The organism is Candidatus Hydrogenedentota bacterium, from assembly GCA_019637335.1.
Classification (GTDB): Bacteria; Hydrogenedentota; Hydrogenedentia; order Hydrogenedentales; family JAEUWI01; genus JAEUWI01.
This window is the reverse complement of sequence record JAHBVV010000032.1, coordinates 24,815-44,637: the sequence shown is the minus strand read 5'-3', so window position 1 is coordinate 44,637 and position 19,823 is coordinate 24,815. Positions and strand designations below refer to the sequence as shown.

The 19,823-nt window shown below is 58.8% G+C and carries 1 protein-coding gene; it reads left to right on the top strand.

Annotated elements, in window-relative coordinates; translation table 11 throughout:
- The first annotated feature begins 178 nt into the window (after nucleotides 1-178).
- Nucleotides 179-19,813: a PKD domain-containing protein gene (locus KF886_23455; GenBank protein ID MBX3180318.1), complete on the top strand. Its 19,635-nt coding sequence runs from the start codon at nucleotides 179-181 to the stop codon at nucleotides 19,811-19,813.
- The last annotated feature ends 10 nt before the right edge of the window (nucleotides 19,814-19,823 follow it).

Here is a 19,823-nt window from a genome sequence, read left to right as displayed (position 1 = left end):
GAGTAACGCGTTCGTCGTTGTGAGTTTCACCGCACCACGCCAAGGCAGCTTTTCAATATGAAAAAATATTAACATAGATATCTATAGAACCACTGACTGAGCCAACAGAGATACGTGTTCGGATCGGAGAATTACCGAGCGCGCCTTAAGTCGTTGTGACTCTGAGGAGAGTGTTCGGATGCGCAGATTCTATCAACTGGCATGGGCTTCTTTTTGTCTTCTAACGATCGGCGGGGTAGTTGTATTTGCCCTTTCGTTTGGACGCGCCGGCGCGACGCCGAGCGATTCAGCTAACATACTCCCGGAAATATCTGAAGAAATTTCCTCTGTGAACGAGCCGTCTCCGCCAGCCATTGGAGAAGAACGACCTGATAAAGCGCCACCGGATATGTCGGTTCTTTCGTCCGGAACAAAACCCATGCTCGCGCGGGCCAGCCTGCCTGCCGTGGAACAGGTGCTTGAGGTTGTCAAAGCCGCCCCGGCGCCGTTGTGGAGCTTGAAGTCGCCATCACCGCGCCGCGCACCGGAGGAGGCCGAGGACGCGCTTGATTCCGCACGGGCGGCCCTCTCGCAGAATCGAGGGCGAGACGCTGCATCCATTCTTCTACCCATCTTCGACCAATACCGCGGCACGAAGGCGATAACCGACGCGAATCGGTTGCTCATGGACAAGGCTGAAGCCATGGTGGTGCAGAAAGCCTCGCTGACGAGCTTCGAAGAATTTGAGTTGGGATTCCCGGACTGGGAGACCCTGGGTCCGGCTGGGAAATATGCCATCACGGACTACTACAAGGAAGTGTTCTACGTCGCGCAGCGCGAAGGGAACGAGGCGATAGCTGCGCCATACCGCCAGAGGGCTTTGGAGAGTTCGCGGCGCCTGATCTACGAGCACCCCAACGATCCGCTGCAGAACTCCGCCGTGGGCTCGTACTATGACTATGGCGTAGAAGAGGGTGGCGAAGCGCTACGGAATGTCATCATCGACTTGGAAGAACTAGCGGCCCGGCCGCAGCCCAGCATGAACCGGCTGGGAGCGCGATATAATCTGGCAGCCTACGCTCAGAATTTCACCAACGAGCGCGGATCCTACATTCTGCGCATGAGCGAGGTGGTGGAGGACTTCGATGCGGGTTTTGTGGACAGTGTATTCACGGACCCGAACGTCATCTATTGGGTGAAGTCCTGGCTGCTCCTCAACCTTGGCCAAGCCCTTCGGGCAGTGGGTCGCCACGAAGACGCTATGGACCTCTACACCGAGTATGACCAGTGGATCCTCGGCAGGGCCGGTGGCGGTATCCGCCTGGAAATGGCGGACCTGATCAAGATGCTGAATCCCCAAGACGCCTTCGCCCAAGCCAAGGCCTACGAGGGCATCGTAGCCAGCATGGACAAATCCGGGGGCTACCAGGCGGAATACCGGGCGCGGGCCTTGCACAAACTGGGCGCGGTGTACCTCAACTATGGCGACTACCGGGGCGCGGCGCAGATCTTGGAGCAACTGCTATTGGAACACCCGGACGACAAGATTGTTCCCGGTGTGGAGCAGGACCTGAAGTTCATCTACGACAACCTGTATAACTCCATGGAGGTCTATAACTTCGCGCCTGCGGACAAACGAGTCTATGCCCAAGTCTGCGGCCCCCGCGCAATCCACCGCTGGCTGGCTCTCCGGGGGACCGACGTGACGTTGGAGTCGCTGGCGATTGAATCCCGGAACGATCAACACGGGGCGAGCATGTTCGGATTGATCGAGGCTGCGAAACTTCACGGCCTCGACACCCTCGGTGTGGCGGCCGAGTCAGTGGAGCAATTACCCGTGCCCTTCGTGGCCCACGTGGATGGCGACCATTTTCTGCTCGTTCTGGCGAGGGAGAGTAATTCTCTCTTCGTATCTGACAACGGCGCGGACCCTGCGCCCATGGCGCTGGCGGATTTTCTAGCGCGGTGGAATGGCAAGGCCCTAATCGAGTATCAGGGGAATGAGAGCCTGGCCGCCCTAACCGTCCTGGACTTGGATACGCTCAAGGGCGCCCGGGGCGGCACGGGCAGCTCCAATGACAACAACGCTCCGCCACCTCCCCCACCGGGCCCCCAAACGGTGGCTCTGTCGTCCCTTCCTCAGTCGAGCCAAGGCTCACTGGTGCATGCTTGGGATCCGTGGGACGGCGATACGCGACACATACCGCAGACGGGCATGCCGGGCGCGCCGGATACGGCGACCGGCGGCATCGCCCATTCGGGCGTATTGGTGCCGGGTGGCTTTCTCTCCGTCATCCCTTCCGGCGCCACGGTCCAATTGGCGATTTCCGATGTTCGGGCGCCGGTACGCGGCGACCTGCAATTGGCCTTCACCCGCCACTACCTGTGCAAGGCAGGCTTTGCCACGTCTGAATACACGGACCCAGCCAAACCGTGGAGTAACAACATCGGATCTGGCTGGACCCACAACCTTAACGTCCACCTGACCACCTCTACGCCCACGGTGGGCGGCTACCCACTCACGGTCATCGTCTACGACGAGACAGGCGAGGCTCGAACCTTTGCCCGGAGTCCCACCGACAGCACCGCCAGCGAGGATATCTACTACCGCTCCATTGCTGTTTATCCCGAAGAGAAGCGCCAGGTTTTGGTCCGCAACAAGGCCGCAGGTACGTACATATTGTGGCGCGCGGACAATGGACGGTACGAATTCTCTATGCCCACCACGACCACGGATCGTTATGCGCGGTTGGAAGCTATCGTCGACAGCCATGGGAACCAGATCACGCTGGAATACGACGATGTGGTGGGAGTCGGTAAGCTCATTAAGGCTTACGCACCAATCGATGATCCACGGTACCTGGAATTCACATACACCGGAAACCTCATTTCGCAAGCATCGCTCAAGAAGGACACCACAGTGCTGGCCGCGTTTATCTATACCTATAACGGCAATGATGAACTGGTGGCTGTGGAAGATCCGGGCGAGAATCCTGTTACCTATACCTACGACACCCACGGCTCCGTGCCCGCTTCACGTTACCTCACGCAGCTTACGGACAAAAACTCAGCGCCGACCGACCTCGTATGGTCGTTCTCTTATGCTTCAGGGTTGGGCTACCTGGCCAGCCAGATTTCCATTAATACAGCCGACGGACTTAGCACGGTTTACCAAAGGAGCTTGAGCACCTACATAGCCAGTGTCATCACCTACGACGAGAGCACGCCGCTGAGCAAATACGTCTACACCCCCGTAGGGGCTACCGGCATGCCATGGCACGTCGACTATTACGCGAGTGGGACAGCCACGACCTTCGAAAGATGGACTTACCTCTATGGAACAGACGGTTACACCCTGGAGCAGATTGTAGGGCCCGGGTCAGTTGTACTCGCGGACTATACCCACGACGCTTACGGGCGCGCCACCGTTACCACGGATGTAAGCGGCTATGGCAAGACGCTCACCTACGCCAGTGCGGACGACGCGCTGCCCAGCAGTATCACTCGCCGCGACGGGACCAGCGTTGCCATCACGTACGACGCCAACGGTCGCATCGAGAATGCCTTGGAGACCGGAGTTATAGACGGCACAACCTACACGTACGATAGTTACGGGCAAATTGTCACAATCACAGACCCTTTGGGTAATGACACGACGTTTACTTACGACGAGATGGGGAATGTCATTAATGAAACAGCGCCGGGAGGATATGCCGTATCGCGCATTTACGACGATTTCGGCAATGCTGTCGTTGAATACGATAGTCTTGGCGCCATAACCCAATTCGAGTTCGATACGAGCGGATGCCAGACATGTCTTGGCTCGATGGGACTGATTGCCAGGAAGACGGACTCGCTTTGGGGAGTGACCGAGTACGAATACGATGTTCACGGCAATCTTGTGCGAGAGATACACCCGGATGGTAGCGAGCGGGTACTCGCATACAGCGCGAGTGGGCAACTCATTTCGAGTACAGACTCGACGGGAACTACGCTATACGATTACGATCTCTTGGGTCGGTTGACGAGCCGTGAAGAGCCTTCAGGGCAAGTGATAAGCCTCACGTATGATTCGATGGGCCGACTACTCTCTCGAAGCGATGGCGCAATAAGCACACCCTTTACATACGACAGCTACGGGAATGTGCTTTCGGAGACGAACGTATCGGGAAATGACGCCACCCACACCTACGACGCTTTCATGCGAATCGCCACGACAACGGACGAATTTGGCGGCAAGCAATTCTCCTACGACAATGCGAAAGACCGTCTCATTGAATTGACTGATGAGAGAAACAACACAACTACGTATAGCTACGACGAGGCAAATCGCCTCATGTCCGAGGTTAATCAGGCGGGTCGGGAAAAGCATTTTACGTATGATGATTATGGCAGGCGCATTGCCGCCGCTGCGGGCCCCACCGGTACAGATAATCCAATAGAACATACCTACGACGATCTGGGGCGTCTCGCCACAACATCGTATAGTAACGGAAGTAGTGTGGCAAGCGTAGGCATGAAATATGATGTCAAGGGCCGCACCACGGAAATCACCGATTGGCTGGACCCGAATCACGGATTGCGAATCACTTACGACGTTCTGGGGCGAGTAGCGCAAATACGGGACCCATACGGCGCACAAATGCGTTATACATATGACAGCATGGGGCGTGTTGCAAATCTCAATGATTATTTCGGGAACGATATTGCATATCGCTATGAGCAAATCCACGGGAAGGTGAGTCGAATTGAGGCCCCGGGCGGAAAGGTGTGGACTTTCGAATACAACGGCGAGGGAGATCTGAAGGCGTCCACAGCCCCCAATGGAATGACTACGTCCTACACCTACGACGACAATAAGCGAGTCATTGAAATACGACATACGAGTGGCGCGGCGCTGGTCGAGCGCTTCCAGTATATCTACAATGCTGCCGGAGAACTGCTTGAGGAATCGAGGCTTGATGGATCCGGGTGGGTATATGACTATGATGTCCGCCAGCGATTGACGGAAGCCACTCGTCGGGGCGCGGGCGGCTCATTTGTCGCAACCTATAGGTACACGTACGACCCCGCCAATAATCTCTTGACTCGCGTAGTAAGTAATGTAAACGGCGTACTTGAAAGCCAATCTTTTACCTACGACGAAGACAATAAGCTGGCGACGGTGACTTCCAATGGCGGTACGCCGGTCTCCTACATCTACGACGGCTGGGGTCGGGTCGTATCGAAGACGGACGGCACGCACTATGCACACTACACGTACACAGAGGGCTTACAACCGACCTCCTTCACGAGTGACTTTCCTGGAGAGCAGGACGTAAGTTACAGTCACCGGGGAGACACAAAGAGAAGGCGGCATGACGTCCCCAACGAGATATCCTTCTTCCAATGGGGGCTCGGTGGCTTTCCAGCGGGAATGGAAGTCCTACACAACGCCACGGCATTGAAGAGCGCCTCAAGCGGTAGTACGCGCTTGACCTTCGTGCCGCTTAATCCGATGGCGCCATCGACGACAGTTCTCGGACATCTTGACGCTAATGAGCCCGAAAGCAGCCAGGCGGCATACTACGTTCACGATATCAAGGGAAGCATCCGGCGGGCTTATGATGGAAATGCGGCCAGGCTATCCAGCATGGAATACCTGCCCTTCGGCGAGGTGACCGAGCTTTCTGGTGCGGCAATGCCTCTGGGATATCGCGGGGCTATCTATGAGCCCAAGAGCCAGGAGCACTACCGACCGAGCAACTCAACCGTGTTGGAGATGTATGGCGACGCGCCCGCATCATTAGGCAAGCCATGTTCCAAACGTTTAGAAGGGAAATGGGCAGGTTTAATGGCGTATGAGTCTTGCGCGCTAGACTACGCCAAATGTGTTGGCTGCATAGAGAATTTACCCAGCGTAGAGAACTCTCCATGGAGAGTTAGCCGTTGGCAAGGATGCTATTCCGAGTACGCAGGATTGTGCCGGATAGATTGTGCCGTCGGGAGCATGTCCAACCAGTACGTGCTAGTGGCAGAGTCCAACTATATCGACTGCCTTTTTGCCCTAAAGAGTTGTGAGGAACAAGTGATCGGAGACATCATCGGGCAGAATCGTAAGCCCGATGTTACGCCATTCTTCACGCTACGCCAGGGTGAACAGGTCGGAAGTTCTCCCGATGTGTATCGCGTACATGCTGAAGATCGGACCTATATCGGCGGCGGGAACGTGAGTCGAACCTGGCTCGTCGACGATATTGCGACAGGCGATGTTACGTCGGGGGCTACCTTCGAGCTCGAGGCCGGCACACAATATAACGTAACCCTGCGCCTGTTGCTGAGTCCAGGCACTCCCAATGAGAATACGATCGAATCAACCAGAAGCATATATGTGACTGCCGCGCCCGTCGCCGATTTTGTGATCCAAACAGATCTCAATGGGATTAGCCTTCCCGGAGAAGTGGTTTTTGACAATACCACGGCAAATGCGGATTCGGTTGTTCGCTATCTGTGGAATTTCGGCGACGGAAGCGGAGTGACTATAGATCATGTCCCGGCGAATCCCGATTCGGGAGACGCGGCACATGAGTACGCTCGTCCGGGCAACTATACGGTGACTTTGACGGCCATCGGCCACAATGGAACCTCGAGGACATCTCAGGAAGTCAGTTTCCTCACTGACCCCATCCCTCAGTTCACCTGGACGCAGAATGGCTTCCAAGGCAGCATTACGCTACGGGATTCCTCAATTGCTGGGAATCTGCCCTACGAGGTTCGCGAGTGGGATTTTGATGACGATGGCGTTTTTGAAAGTACGGATTTTGCCTCGAATCTGGTGGAGACGAAGACCTTCGCTTCCCCGAATACCGACCACTATGTGACGCTTCGCATAGGTACGGAGGCTGAGAGCATAGCGAATGCGCTCCATAGCGTGCGTCTCCCCGTCCGATTTAGTGATCAAGTACTCCCGGCGTTTACCGTGGAAGTATTAGAAGCCACGGGTACCGGAACGATTCCGTTACGATTCACCGAGAACTGCCAGATAAACTCGAGTGCTCCTACAACCATAACGTCTTGGTCATGGGACTTCGGGGACGGGTCTGGCCTGCAAGCGGGCAGCCAGCAAGAAACCCATGAGTACAACGCGCCTGGCGCCTATACAGTCACACTTGTGGCGGGGGACGGTGTCAACACTTTTGTCGCCACGGAGACTGTTCACGTCTACGCAGACGAATCTTTTCCCGCATACGGGGTTGTGGATGACTTTGAGCTCTCATACCCCGGCGCGTTCTCGGATGGTGATTGGACGGTCGAGGGTTCTGGTGAATGGCTGCGAACGGGTATCGTCGTGGCGAGCGACGACACGTTAAACGCATACCTGACCGTAAACGCGCAAGCTCCGCCGAATCTCACAGACGTGGCCATCGTCCAGCGCCCAATGACGGCCCCGAACAACCGGCTCAATGTCGCTCTTCGCTTCAACGAGGATCCCGACTGGCAAGAAGGCGAGAAACTGGCGGACAGTATATGCGCGGCGTTTCGTACGCGTGCGGCGGACGAAACCATATCAAGTACGGTGAAGATCTTCCCTAACAAGATTACGCTCGTTGAACGTTGGGGCGCCTTCGGGTCTGACGATGTGGAGCAGGTGGAGTTTCCCCTCGCTGAACCGCTCGATCCCGGAGCGTGGTACAACGTCTACATCGAAACCTACGGTAAACTTCGGCAAGTGTGGATCCGTGGAGAGGGAGAGCCCGGCGGCGCGAAAGGCGACTACGATTGGGATTCGGCCACTTCGGGGCCGCCAGACGCCTGGAGGAGCCAGGACAAGCTGATCGAACGTGACCCGCCAGTGGCGCCTTTGGATTCGTCCGCTATCACCTCTATCCACATTGTGTATCTGGATGAGTTCGACAATTATTACCCGAACGCGGTCTGGATTGACGACTATGGCATGAGCGCCCGCACCGGCGATTTCCAGCCACCGTTCGTGGATAGCGAACTTGAATTTCTCGTGCGAAGCAGTATTGGGCGGCCAGAGGGCGCATTCTATTCGATGGATCTGGATGCGGCGCCCGTGGTTCTCAATTGGGACTGCGAGTCGTGCGAAAGCGTCGCCAGCCTGCGGGGAGTGGAATATTTTCGCACAACGCAGGAGGTTAATCTCAACGGGCACTCCGTTTCCGAGCTATATCCCCTGACCCAGCCACCGCTGCTCGCAAGACTATCATTGCGGGATAATCAGGTGACCCGACTGTCCCACCTGGACGATGGCGACCTACTCTTAAGCCTCGATCTCTCGGGTAATCCGCTCGATGAGCCAGGAGCGCTGGATGGGGCCGTGGCACTTGTGGCCCTGGAGGAAATCTATCTGGCAGACACCGGCCTATACGATCTGCTGTTCGGGACTGTTGAAGAGATGGCGGACTCCGTCACACAAGGCGTCGCATTGAACGGGCTCTCCAGCCTGGAGAATCTCTCGCGAGTTGATCTCCGCTGCACCCAGGTGCGCAACCTCTATCCTTTGGTTCGGTGTCCCGGCATCGGGAGTGGCGACCTTGTTGAGGTAAGTGATGTCCACTTTGACGCGAACTCTCCCGCTGTCCGGGCGCTGGAAAGCCCCGAAAAGGGCGCGACCGTGGCCATCGACACGGATGCCTGCCCCGATCTTGTGTCTCGCTACCGACTATCCGCGTCCGTCTCTGGCGCGGGCGGCACGGTGTTGCCCCCGGATCACGGCTGCACCATCCTCGTAACGCCCGCGCCGGACGACTGTTTCGTGGCGGATAGCACCTATGGATGTATTGAGGGAGGCGCCGAGGTCACCATAACGCCCCTACCGGGAACCGGCATGCTCGTCGACGAACTGCGTGTCAACGGAACTCCCGTGGAACTGCTCAATGGCGCTTACACCTTCTCCATGGACGGCGACAAGCACATCGAAGCCGACTTCGTCGGTGAGTCCATCCTCACGCTGGAGTTCCCCACGCCCTACTTCACGCCCGAAGTGTACGTGGACAACGGCTTTATCATTGGAGACAATGGTTCCACGCGGACCATTGCCGTCGCAACAGGCAATACCGTCACACTCACGATTCCCGACCATCAGCTTGTCAACTTCGACGACGGTGTCTGCTTCAGTCACTGGAGCGGCAGCGGGCAACCTTTTGATGGGAGCCGGGATCCGGCAATCGACATCACCGTGACGGACCACCTGACACTGAGCGCCGTGGGTACACACGATTTCCACTCGCTCGAGGTGCGCGATGACTACGGCTACCCCGTGCCCGGCGGGGACTATGCTCTCCGCGGCTCCGCCACCTTTACCGTCAACCCGCCGGAAGACCTCCTGTCCGTGTCCTTCCCAACTACCGACGGCGCAGCCACACGCTACTACATCCTGAACGGGGCAACCACCTCCTTGTCCCCCGCCCCGGAACTGGGTTATGCCCTGGACCATTGGGAATACGTCGGCTCGGGAGGCGTGCCGACGGAGAGCGGGGACGTCCCCCTCGTCCTGGACATGACCGACGATTGGACTGTTGATCCGGTCTACAGGTTGGATCCTCATGTGCTCACGGTAAATATCAACCCCGCCGGAACCGGCCGGATAGAGTTCACGCCCGACCCCATCAACGGAGATGAGGCGCCCGGCCAGCGCGTCGAGTATTTCAATCCCTTCCGCGCGGACCAAAATGTCACCGTTCGGGCCGTAGACCTGCTCGACAGTGACTACCGATTCGACCACTGGGAAGGTGGGAGCATCCACAACAGCACAAACCACGAAGAGACCTTCCCCCTCACGGAGAACACCGAACTCACCGCGGTCTATATACCCTCCTTCGCTCTCACCGTCCGCAGCTTCGGGGGCGGGTCCGTTTCCCTCAACCCGCCTGGCCGCGTCATCGCAGAACCCGGAGGATACGAGTTCTACCCGGACCCGGCCCACACCCAGGAACCGGCCACCGTAGTGACCGTGTCCGCCGTGGAAGACGGTTTCCGGCATCTGGACCACTGGATCGTCGACGGGAGCCCCATCTACAGCGACGCCCCCCAGAGCATCACCATGGACGCCGCCCACGACATTGTCGCCGTATTCCTTCCGGGCGGCACGCATTTCCGCTTCGCGGCGAATGTCGTCGGCGAGGGCGCCGTACATCTCGCCCACTCCGCGGGCCTCGAATCCAATGACCGCGACCTCGTTGCCTCGGACGGGCCCTTCGAGGAATATCTGCCTCCGGGAGCAAGCGTTACCGCCACGCAAACGCCCGCAAGCGGGTGGGTGTTCGACCACTGGATTGTTAACGACGCAGCCGGAGTCGATGTCGTCACCGGCCCCCTGCCGCCTGTGACCGAAAGCACGGAAATCACGGCCGTGTTCCGCAATGAACCGGATTCCGACGACAAGGTCACCCTCACGCTCACCCAGACCGGTGAGGGCAATGTTATACCCGCGCCGGGAATCACCCGATTCGACAAAGACGCCGAGGTCATCTTCACCGCTGAGCCCGCCAAAGGGTGGCTCTTTTCCGGGTGGTCTGGGGACATCACGAGCACCGACATTACTCACACCGTGTCGGAAATGTCGGCGGATATGTCGGTGCACGCAACATTCGAGCCGGATGGCGTTTGGTACTCACTGAATGTCGTCGCGGGAGACGGTGGAAGCGTGACTCCAGTCTTTGACAATTATGCGTCTGGAGCGTCCGTTACGGTGATCGCCTCTCCTGCGGAAGGCTGGGAGTTCGATCACTGGGAAGGTGATGATGTAGATGGTAGCGATTCGCCCTCGATCCAAATATTAATAAACAGCAACAAGCAACTTAAGGCGTTTTTTGCTCCGTTGGTCAAGATTCAGATCCCACCGCCGGGTGCCATGCCTGGCGGCACGTTTGAAATTCAGCCATATAAGCCCGAGGGATACAAGCTTGGTGACGTAGTCACATTCACGCCAATTCCAGATCCCGGGTGGGAGTTTGACCACTGGCAAGGGGATATTTCTCTCAGTGCGCAGAAAACCGCACGGTTGAGCGGGGACTCGGGTAAGGCGACAAAGAGCAGCCCTGCGGATGGGTCCATCACCACCGCAATTACGACCGCGCCTTATATAGTATGGGCAGTGTTTAAGCAAACGAAGTATTCGGTATCTACACGTTCCATCGGTGAAGGCACGATATGGCGCTCGCCCAATAAGAATGGATACATCGCCGGAGAGCGGGTGAAACTCGTTGCTCTTCCCGGCGATGGCATGGAGCTTCTTGAGTGGCGATCCTCTTCGCCTGGCTCAGAAGACGTGATCTGGGAGTTCGACATGCCCCCGAATGACGTCTATGTTGAGGCTGTATTCGTATCAACTGGCAGGACTTTCCGGATCGATATTCCTGGATGGATGCGCGAATCTTTCGGTAATCTGGTCCTGGTGAACTCACATCCCGTGACTATGTACCCAAGCCCAGGACCGGTATATGAGGCTGGAACTCGGGTCGTTCTAGCCGCGCCGGGTATTCCCGACTACACTTTTCTGTACTGGACCGGCGACATAAGTGGTGATACGCAGATTCTTACCATTCCTCGGCTGACAAGCGATATTACGGTTGCGCCCGTATATGCGTACACGGGCCAGTCGAACCCGGAAGCAACCATCAACATTGGCTACTGGATAACAGGCGACTCGACCGCCCCTCCATCGCCACCGATACTCACTCCCGCACCAAAGCGTACGGTATCGCACGACTGTCGTCCGTGGTATGAAATGTATACTTACTCAAGGTGGAATCCAAGGCATGACTTTTGCCACGAGGGTACCGCCCGATATTGTGGTTGGACGTACTACTACGATCATCCAATTCCCGAGGTAACTGTAGAAGTTCCCGGAGCAAAGACGATAGGCCTTCCCTTGAACGGGGGCCTTCCCCTGGGGGAGGAAAATAGCCTGATAATACTAGGGACGGATTCAGTGACGGTGTTACCTTCGGAAACGGAATGCCACCAATGGCTGGGGAGCGGATTCGTCGCTTACGACGTCGATCTGCGTCACGGGCGCGTCGATTTGGAGACTTTCCGGTGCTGGGTATCTTACATCAGAAACCCCCCAGTGAATACTACGCTTGAAACCGCCTGTGGAACAACAAGTCCTGTTACGTGCCTGGCTCCCAATTCTTCGTACTATGATGGCTCGCGCCCTCCCTATCTTGACTTAACCCTGCAATTGACTCGAAACCACCTGACAATTGTCGGAGGAACTCGCCTATCCCTCGACGGGGAGCGTGCAGGTTGGGTACTCGAGGAGGGAGAGTACCTGACAATCGGAGATGCCCACAGTAGCTCGGGTTCTACGTTTTGGGGCAAAGTTGCACTTGCTCCGGAGCACGGCTTGGAGGTGGAGTCCGTTTCGTATGTAGACACCTCTGAAGGCCGAGATGTAACCTATACACTTCGGCCAGACGGGCGCGAAATGCAGGTGTCGGCCACCGCGACGCCTGGTGGCACGGTCGAAGGAGCAGGGATTTACCCAATCCATGAAACTGTTACACTCGTAGCGACGCCGAGACCCGGGTACAAGTTCAAGTACTGGGAACTGGCATACCACAATCGGGAAAACGTACCCTTTTCAACCAGCAAACGCCTGGAGTTAACCTCCTGCCAAATCGTTGAACATCCCGAGATAAATTGGTTTCGGGCCGTGTTTGAGGCGAATTGCAGAAATGTTGTTGACGTGGACCTGGAAACGTCTGAGGGCGGCGTCATATCCAGAAATAGCAACTACGCGATATATGATTGCAATGAGACGATTTCCCTGGAAGCAGTTCCGGACATAGGCTTCACGTTTGTTGGGTGGACCGGTGATCTCCAGGACATGTCTACTAACCCGATTTCCCTGCCGACGAGCAGAAACTGGAATGTAGGCGCATTGTTCGAGCCGATCGACGTTCCAGGGTTCATTGTTGCTCTCGATACCGACGGAGACGGTGTTCCGGAGGCGAATCCGGAGGGAGTCGTTCAATTGGTCAACGTTCCCGACTTGTCGCGGGAACAGTATTTGCCGGAGAGCGTTCATATGCTCGCTCGACGAATCGGCTTCGAAGTCACGGATGTGGGAGAACTTGGGGAGGCCCTTCAAAGGGACAAATGGGAAGTCTCAATCGAACAGGACACCAGCCCCGAGTTGTTGTTTTTTGCCACGAATGCCTGGACTCGCCGATTCTCGGCCAGCCCTTCGGCGTCCCCTCAGTACTCGGTCGACCTCGCAACGGTAATCGTAGACCGCTTCAAGCTTAGCGACCTCGATGGTCTCGGGGTTTATGCCCTCGCGTATAACATTCCCGAGCAGAGTATTCCCCACGATGTCACCGCTACATTTCAACTTTACAAGAATGGTGTTCTGCGCGCGGCGCAGGATATACGGTTCCGTGTTATTCATGGTGCAGTGGAGGGATTCGAGCTGGCGTCAAGCGATGAAAATCCCGCAAGCTACAGTCCCGACGGGATGCACGGTACGGGAGCAGAACATGGGGGTATTGCCTCGAACGGCGCGGCCGGCGATCCTGTCTATCAGTTCTCTGGTGAGTTTACGGAGAACATGACGGATCTTCGGGTTTCGAGCCCGGGGTTCGACTTTGACTGGTCCAGGGTCTACCGATCGAAGCATGCCCGGAACAACACGGGTGTCCGGCAGTTTGTCGGACCGGCGGAGATTGTTCAGGAACAGCTTCAGAACATCAAGGCGGAGCGGAATCCGATTGGCGAGCAGTGGGATTATGCTTACAATGTGTGGGTCCGGCGCCAGAACGATGGGCGGAGAATTCTGGTCCATGATGGCCGGAGCGGGCGCGAGGAGATCTGGGAGCGCGAGGGCGCATCGGGGCCGTGGACGAACGGGGATTATCCGACCCAGATCACGATGGAGGATTCCGAGAACCTATCGGGCTGGGTCAGAATGACCTACGCCGACAAGACGGTGTACGAGTTCTATCCGCTGGATGCGTCTTCCGGAGGCAAGCGGGGGCGATTGCGACACATCAAGGACCGCTTTGGTAACCAGATGGATTTCCACTACGAGGAGCTGGAGGATGGCTCGGCGCGCCTCTCGAGAGTCGTTGATACGGCCGGCCGAAGCTACCGGATCCGCTATTACGATACTGGGCGCATCAGCCGGGTGACGGATTTCACCGGGCGTTCGGTGTATTACTCCTACGACGGTGACCAGCTGACGACCGTACGCGACAGCCGCGGCTGGACGGTGAACCGCTACAGTTACGTACCAGGGACCGACCTCATCGATACCATCACGGACGGCAACGGCCAAGTCTATCTGGACAACGATTACGACACAGCCTCCGCGGACTTCATGAAAAACCGGGTGACCCGGCAGATTTATGGAGACGGCGTATATAACTTCTCGTATGAACTTCTTGGCGAGGCGGACGCCATGTGGCGGGTGACGGTCAACGATCCAGAGGGGAATATTCGCGTCACCGTCTTCGACGACAAGAACCGCACACGCTCGGAACGGGTCTACGCGGCCCCGCGCGAGAACGCGGACGAGACGACGGCGTTCTCCGCGTTGCCGACGGACCCGTCGGACTATTTCGAGACGACCTACAGCTATCAAGGCGATACCAGCCTGGTCACCCGCATCGACTATCCCGGCGGGGACTACGAGACCTTCACCTATGGCGGCGCGGGCAGCGAAACGGAGCCGGCCTGGTGGACCGTGGGGAATATGCGAACGGCGTCCCACTATCTGGCGGGCGGTGGCGCCCCCATCACACAGGAGTGGGACTACGCGGAGGGCTTTGGCAACCACGGGAACCACAGCCGCTTCGTCGCGCGCTATCGGGATGGTCGCGGTAATGAAACCCTCACCACGCACACAACGGAGGGCAACCCACTAACCCGGACCTACGCCATCAACGGCCTCACGGAGTCGTTTGGTTATAACGCGTTCGGCCAGATGACCTCCCATACACACCCGGTGGGCGAGACCGGGCCGCCGCGTGTGGATACCTACGGCTATCGGAGTGACGGCTACCTCGTGCAGCAGGTCATCGATGACGACGGGCTGAACCTCACCACGGTCTACGTGCCCAATGCCCGCGGGCTGGCGGAGGCCATCACCGACCCCAATGGGAACACGGCGGAGCGCCGTTTTGACCACCGCGATCGCCTGGTCTTGGAGCGCACGCCCACCGTGACCGGCGCCGTAAACCGTGCCCGAGAGACGGTTTTCAAATATGACGGCAACAACAACCTCCGCTATACCTACACGGAGAACTTCGACGAGGAGGGCACGGACGACGATTCGAATGAGGTGATTGTCCGGGAAATCCGCTACAACACGCTCAATAGCCCCACGGACATCCTGGAGGAGGTGGAAGAGGGCGAGTTCATCCACACCCACACGGACTACGACCGGAACGAGAATCCGACCGTGCAGTGGTCGGGCGAGGCCGTGGCGGGGAACGAGCCGCTGAACTATACGACCTACGAATACAACACGCGACAACTGGTCGTCGCGGAAACACGGGGGGATCCGGCCACGCAGGACGATACCCTCACCATCCGGTACACCTACGACGCTAACGGGAATGCCCGCCAGGTGACGCAGGAGCCGTCCGGCACGGAGCCCGACCGTATCACCTACAACCAGTATGACGGCTTCAATCGCCTGCATTACGTCACGGACCCCATGGGTAACGTGACGGAATTCTCTTACGATGAGAACGGCAACATAACGCGTACCATCCTCTGGGGCGAAGTGAGCGAGGATACTTCCACCGTGCCGGCGGATGGCGCCGACGCCACGCTGGACACGCACCGCGCCACCCTGACGCGCATGGCGGAAACGACGAACGTTTACGACAATCTCAATCGGAAGACCCACAACCAGGTGGCGTACTTCGATCCGGACGCGCAAACGGCGTTCCTGGGCGGTGTATCCACCGTGGAGACCGTCTACAACCTCAACAGCACAATCGAGCGGGTGATCAACGCGAACGGGCACGCCACGGAGTATGAATACGACACCGCCTACCGCCTGATCACGACCACCGACGCCAAGGGCAACCAGATCGCGCTGGCTCTGGACGACAACGGCAATGTGACCCGTACGACGGAGACGGCAAAATCGGACGTGGGCGACCCGGACGCGGTCTACTATGTGGACGTGACCTATGACGAACTGAACCGGCCCATCCAGACGGAGAACAACGCGGGCCACGTCACCGTGGCAAAGTACGATTCCCGTGGCAATGTGGTCTATGCGAAGGACGCCGAGGACAACGTTTCCCGGTTCGAATACGACGGCCTCAGCCGGCTCCTGAAGACCACCCGCATTGCCCCGGAATACCCGGCAGACGTGACGACCGAGCAAGGGTGGGACGACAACTCCCGGCTGGCGTGGCAGGAGGACCCCAACGGCAACCGGACGACCAACGTCTACGACGCCCTCGACCGGCTGGACAAGGTCGTCTTCGCCGACGCCACCGAGGTGGACTACACCTACGACAGCTTCGGCAATGTGAAGCACAAGCTCGACGCGAATTTGACGGCAATCGTCTCGACGTACGACGCCCTGAATCGCCTCACGGACAAGACCATCACGCCGGACGACCCGCAAGGGTCCATCCAGGGCGCTACCTTCGAGAGCTACCAATACGACAGCCTCTCCAACACCACTGTAGCCGCGAACGACTTCGCCACGGTGACGCGCACCTTCGACTCCATGTCGAACATGCGGTCGGAGACGATTGAGTTCGCGGCGGATGGTTTCACCAAGACCATCAGCCACACCTATGGGTTGACGGGCGATCGGGAGTCCACCACCTATCCCGCTGGGCGCACGGTGACCCACGCCTACGACGAACTGGAGCGTATTTCCACCATCCACAGCTCCCAGGGCGGCGATGGAGCGAATCTGCTTGCTTCCTACGACTACGTCGGCGCGGGCCGCGTCGAGCGGCGCACGATGGCGGGCAACGGCACGCGTCTCCGCTATGCGTTCGACGCCGTCGGGCGGGTGAACGCCACCACGCACGAGCAGTACGACCCGCAGAATCCGGAGTCGCCGGGAACGGCTTTCGACGCGCGGACCTATACGTGGGACAAGGCGAACAATAAGACCCAGCGCGTCGAATTGGCGGGCGGCGTTCCGGTTAAGACCTACGACTACCAGTACGACTCGCTGAACCGGCTGGAGCGTTCCATCAAGACTATCGGCGCGGCGGCCTCCGGCGCGGCGGGCAACTGGACCGGGGCCATGGCGCTGAACAGCGTCACGCCGGACGTTGCGAGCTTCACGGGCGGCGCGCCGCTGCAGTTGAACGGCGATTTCAGCGCCACCTTCGACCCGGGCACGCTCGGCGTCTATATTACAAAGACCCAGGGCGCCCGCGACGAGACGGTGGACTACGCGGCCGACTTGCAGGGCTACACCGCGACCCAGATCGACGCCCTCGCGCCCGCGCGGCCGGACCAGGGAACCTTCGATATCTACGCGAGCGCGCTGGATGGCGGGACGCGCGTGTATTCGAATCCCGTTTCGATTACATACGGCCCGCATGTGACCGAATACGACCTCGACGGCGCGGGGAACCGGGAGGCGGTGAAGACGCGGGTCGAAACCGCGCCGGATACCTACACCGACCTCGCGACAGCGGCCTACTCGGAGGATGACGCCACGCCCGCGCCGGCGGACGCGCAGATGAACCAGTACACGCTGGCGCCGGGCGACATCGATGACCGCGTCTATGACGAGAACGGCAACACCCTCCGGACCGGCCAGGCGCTCCCGGCCTTCTACGAGCACGACTACCGCGACCGCATTGTCCGGGCGGCGCGGGCGCCGGAAATCGACAGCGCCAACGGCGTCCCGGCGGGGAGCGTCTTCAGCGATGACTTCGCGACGGGCCTCGATGCGGCGTGGGAGCACAACCCGGCGAGCGCGGGTGGCGTGTTGTCCGCGCCGTGGCCGTGGAACGCGGGCGGTTACCTGGCGCATGGCGGCGGCCCGACGCCGGCCTCCTCCGCCCTGCCGCGCACGAATCCGGACGGCGATTTCTGGTGGGTGTACACGCGCCCGTCCGGCGCCTCGGGCAACGACGTGCTGGACGCCTACCTGCGCATCACGGGGCAGAACACGGACACCACGTTTGACGCGGAATTCCTGAAGCTGGATATCGACGCGGACGGCATCAGCCTCTGGCGCGAGGGAACGGGCGGGCAGCTGGCCTCGGCGCCCGTCGCCACGGCGAACGACACGCCGTACCTCATCCACGCGCATGTCTTCCGCGACCAGGTCGTCATCCGGCGCGGGCCCTTGGGGCAGCCGCTGGCGACGGTCCTGCGCGCGGACAACGCGCCCGTCCAGGGCACGGACCGCTTCATCTTGGAGGCGTCGAACGCGTGCCTGGTGGACGACGTGAACATCGGCGACGGGGTGTCGGAATACGTCTATGACGCCCTGGGCCGGCGCATCGAGAAGCGTTCGGGGGGCGGCGCCACGCGCTATCTCCACGATGGCGCGCGCGTGGCGGAGGAGTGGAACGTCCCGGCGGCGGGGAGTCCGGCGCTCGCGGCAAGCTATGTCTACGGCAACTACATCGACGAAGTCCTCACCATGCGCCGCGGCGGCGCGGACTACTATTACCACGCCGACGACCAGCACAATGTCGTCAAGCTGACGGATGGCGCCGGGGCCGTCGTGGAGGCCTACGACTACGCCGACTACGGCCTGCCGGAATTCTTCGACGCCGCCGGCGCGCGCCTGAATGTGACCGCGTCCCAATTCGCCAACCCCTACCTCTTCACCGGCCGCCAATGGGACGCCGAGCTGAGCTATTACTACTACCGCAACCGCTACCTCGACCCCGCCCACGGGCGCTTCGCCAGCCGCGATCCCCTCGGCCTCTGGGGCGACCCGCTCAACCTGGGCAACGGCTACACCTACGCCGCGAGCAACCCGTGGTCCCTGGTGGATCCGTTTGGGTTGTGTAGTGGGAACGGCGGCGGCACGGCCTTGAACGATAGGCTCGCGGCCTATGCGCAAGGCAATATTGATTTCGGACTCGCAATGGTCGGTCAGGGGATAGATTTCTGGTACGGACAAATAAACCCCATGCACCGGAGCGACAACCTGCTGGCTTCTTCCTTTGGCTTGTGGACCGCGGCCTCCAATCCGGCAGAGACGGCCGAGCGCGTATCCAACGATTTCTCAAATTACGTGGGAAACTTCAGTGATCGAGACCTCGGGCGACTCGCCCCGGAAGTGAGCGTCACGATCGCGGGCGCTGTATTTGGCGCAGGAATTGTCCAGGCGGGATCGAAAGCTGGTATCCTCGGAAAACTTGGACGTTACGGAAGGAGCATTCCGGGCAGGCCAGGGCTGTCTTCGAAGTTTGGCTCCTGGTGGAAAGATATTGCGGGCGAGTGGCGGGGATGGAAGGACGGCTTCGCGGACACAGGAAGATACCGGTGGGAAGGCCGAAACGGGATGCGGAATGCGCATGCTCAAAGGTTGAACGCCGCACCGAATGACAACATTCACCACCGCATCATTGCGCAAGGCGGTACCCGCGGCGGGGCTGGCAGGCTGACGTGGAAGGGCTTCTTTGGGGAACAGTACGGCAGGTATGTGCCGAACTTTATCAAGAACTCGAGGTGGAATATAACCAATCTTGGCCAGCCGAGGAGATTCGGAGGAACTGGCCTGCACGAGGCTCTACACAGGATTAACCCGGAAATGCCGCTCAACGCCTTGCAACGGATTTGGTACGGTAGCAATGTATTGGATAAGGCTATTGTTGGAGGTGCTGGTATCGGTATGGGTGCTGCCGGTTCTTACCTGGTTGGCGACTAATAATTTGAGG

Bases quoted from the DNA above. Each gene is read 5' to 3' on its own strand.
- KF886_23455 (MBX3180318.1), top strand. From the start codon at position 179: ATGCGCAGATTCTATCAACTGGCATGGGCTTCTTTTTGTCTTCTAACG.